This window comes from Acidovorax sp. HMWF018 (assembly GCF_003061035.1).
GTDB lineage: Bacteria > Pseudomonadota > Gammaproteobacteria > Burkholderiales > Burkholderiaceae_C > Acidovorax > Acidovorax delafieldii.
The window spans coordinates 1-3,079 of sequence record NZ_QAIM01000308.1 but is presented as its reverse complement, the minus strand read 5'-3'; the positions used below and the strand labels follow the sequence as shown (position 1 = coordinate 3,079).

Genomic DNA, 3,079 nt, shown 5'->3' with positions numbered 1-3,079 from the left:
CAAGGTGCATGGACCGGGGGCGTGGGGGCGTTGATCTGGTTGTATGCAGGCACCTGCATAGGGTGCCCGGGCCGCCGCAGTGTCGGCCACGGGCGCCTGCGGCGTCAAATTGCCGATGCACATGGGTCGATCACAAAAACAAATGAAACGGCCGTTTTTGCAGCTGCCCATGAATCAACCACCGCAACCCGTGCGGTCAGTGCTCAATCGGCGACCAGAAGCCCACTGTGTGCGGCGGCGTGCTGCAGCCAGTCGGGGTCCTGCGCCAGTGCCAGCGCTGCATCGAGGGCGCGGGTGGGCTGCACCTGGCGGTGCGACATGAATCCGATGGGGGTCGTCAGCACCGGGCCCTTGAGCGGCAGGGCCTCCAGCCCCTCATGGCCGCGCACGGCATCCACCAACGCACCGGGCAGCACGCTGCACAGGTTGCCCGCCACCACGGAGAGGGCCAGGGTCAGCACCGAATCGGTCTCCATGGCCGGCAGCACCGTGGCGCCCGCACTGCGAAAAGCGCCGTCGACCAGGCTGCGGTTGTGCATCTCGGGCGTGAGCAGGCACAGCGGCTGGGCGGCCGCCTCGGCCCAGCCGATGGGCTGGCCGATCTGCAGGCCGCGGCCTTGGAGGCTGTCGGCCCGGCGCAGCAGAAAGTAGTGCTCCACGTACTGCGGCCAAGCCCGCAGCTGGCCGCCGCGTGCCGGCATGCGCTCGGAGTAGCCCAGCGCAAGGTCGAGAGAAATGCTCTCCAGCCCCGCTTCGATGGCCTGCGAACTCATCGACAGTGCCACCGGCACGATGCCCGGGTGCCGCGCCTGCAGCTGCGCCGCAAACCGCGCGAGGATGGGCATGGCCGTGGGCACGGCGCCCAGGCGCAGCGTGCCGCGCGGGTGGGCGGCGTCGCCGCTCAGGTCCTGCTGCAGCACCTGGTGCTCGTGCAGCATGCGCTGGGCGGATGCCAGTACACGCTCACCCTCAGGCGTGAAGCCCTCGAAGCTGCGCCCCCGGCGCACCACCACCACGCCAAACTCCTTTTCCAGCGCGCGCAGCGCGTTGGAGAGCGCCGGCTGCGTGATGTGGCAGGCCTGCGCCGCCCGGCCAAAGTGCCGGTGCTCGTGCAGCGCCACCAGGTAGCGCAGGGACGCGAGCAGGTTCATGGCGCGGTGGGGCGATTCAGGAGGATCAGGTGTTCTTGCTGATCGAGATGGTGGGGAACTTGTTCGAGAAGTCCTTGGCCTGCTGGGCGATCTTCACCGCCACATCGCGCGCCACCTTCTTGTAGATTTTGGCCACGTCCCCGTCCGGGTCGGCCACCACAGTGGGCTTGCCGCTGTCGGCCTGCAGGCGGATGCTCATGTCCAGGGGCAGCGCGCCCAGGTAGTCCATGTGGTATTCGGCCGCCATCTTCTTGCCGCCGTCGGCGCCAAAGATGTGCTCCACATGGCCGCAGTTGCTGCACACGTGGGCTGCCATGTTCTCGACGATGCCGAGGATGGGCACACCCACCTTCTCGAACATCTTGATGCCCTTCTTGGCGTCCAGCAGCGCGATGTCCTGCGGCGTGGTCACGATCACGGCGCCGGTCATGGGCACGCGCTGGCTCAGCGTGAGCTGGATGTCGCCGGTGCCGGGAGGCATATCGATGATGAGGTAGTCCAGGTCTTTCCAGTTGGTCTGGCGCAGCAGTTGCTCCAGCGCCTGCGTGGCCATGGGGCCGCGCCAGATCATGGCTTCGTCCTGGTCCACCAGGAAGCCGATGGACATGACCTGCACACCGTAGTTCTCCAGCGGCTCCATGGTCTTGCCGTCGTCGCTTTCGGGGCGGCGGTTGATGCCCAGCATCATGGGCTGGCTGGGGCCGTAGATATCGGCGTCGAGCACGCCCACACTGGCGCCTTCTGCAGCCAGGGCCAGGGCCAGGTTGGCGGCCGTGGTGCTCTTGCCCACGCCACCCTTGCCGGATGCCACGGCGATGATGTTCTTGACTTGGGGCAAGAGCTGCACGCCGCGCTGCACGGCATGGGCGATGACCTTGGTGGTGATGTTGACCGACACGTTGTCCACGCCCGCCACCCCCTTGGCGGCGGCCACCAGACTGCGGCGCAGCTCGGGCACCAGGCTCTTGGCGGGGTAGCCCAGTTCCACGTCAAACGCCACGTCGCCACCGGTGATCTGCAGGTTGCGCAGGGCGCGGCTGCTGACAAAATCCTTGCCGGTATGGGGGTCCAGCACGCTGGAAAGTGCGGCCAAAAGGCCCTGTTCGGTGACTGCCATTCAAATAACTCCTGTGGGGCCGGTAGTCTATTCCCAAGCTCCCGCCCCCTGCCGCTGAAGGACAATGCGCACCGCATTGCATCGTCGCTCTCTCCAAAAAGGCCTCCCGTGAAATTCAAGATGTCCGAAAACTCCCTGTTTGCCGTCCTGCTGCGCTCGCCGTGGTGGATCAGCTTTGTGGTGGTGGGCCTCATCACGCTGGCGGCCGGGGCGTTGTTGCCCAAGGAGTACTTTGTCGTGGGCGCGCTGGCAGGGTTCCCCATCTTTGTGGTGGGCTGCATCGCAGCCGGGAAGCAACTGCGCGCGCCCAACCCCGCCAAGGTGGTGGAGATGCTGGAGGCCGTGGGCAGCATGCCCTGGCGCAGCTTCGCCGACACCCTGGCCACCGCCTGGGAACGCGCGGGCTACAGCGTGGAGCGCCTGACCGGCAGCAACGCCACCGGGGCCGACATGCGCCTGAGCCAGGGCGGCAAGACCACGCTGGTCAGCGCCAAGCGCTGGAAGGCCGCTACCCACGGGGTGGAGCCCCTGCGGGAGCTGCACACGGCCATGGCCGCTGCCGATGCGTCGGCGGGCGTTTACGTGGCCGCCCTGGGCCAGGTCAGCGAGAACGCCCAGGCGTTTGCCCGGGAGCACGGCATCGTGGTGCTGCAAGGTGACGCGGTGGCGCAACTGCTGCTCAAGCAGCGCTGAGGACCAACCCATTGTGGGGTGGCCCGCACATGCGGGTTTTCCCACATGAGCTGCGCCCGGGCGCCCCTCCACACTGGGAGCCTTACACCGCCCCACCGTCCATGCTCCCCACAACCCC

3 protein-coding genes are annotated in these 3,079 nt (G+C 67.4%); 1 reads left to right on the top strand and 2 read right to left on the bottom strand.

The window, feature by feature from the left end:
• Positions 1-203: 203 nt before the first annotated feature.
• Entirely contained in the window at positions 204-1,151 is a 948-nt protein-coding gene (locus DBR23_RS11740) for a LysR substrate-binding domain-containing protein (RefSeq protein WP_108498357.1), read from the bottom strand.
• Between the two features lie 25 nt (positions 1,152-1,176).
• Positions 1,177-2,268: an iron-sulfur cluster carrier protein ApbC gene (apbC, locus tag DBR23_RS11735; RefSeq protein WP_056746768.1), complete on the bottom strand. Its 1,092-nt coding sequence runs from the start codon at positions 2,266-2,268 to the stop codon at positions 1,177-1,179.
• 120 nt (positions 2,269-2,388) lie between these two features.
• On the opposite strand from apbC, the gene DBR23_RS11730 reads away from it, so the two are divergent.
• Positions 2,389-2,961: a restriction endonuclease gene (locus DBR23_RS11730; RefSeq protein WP_108498358.1), complete on the top strand. Its 573-nt coding sequence runs from the start codon at positions 2,389-2,391 to the stop codon at positions 2,959-2,961.
• Positions 2,962-3,079: the final 118 nt, after the last annotated feature.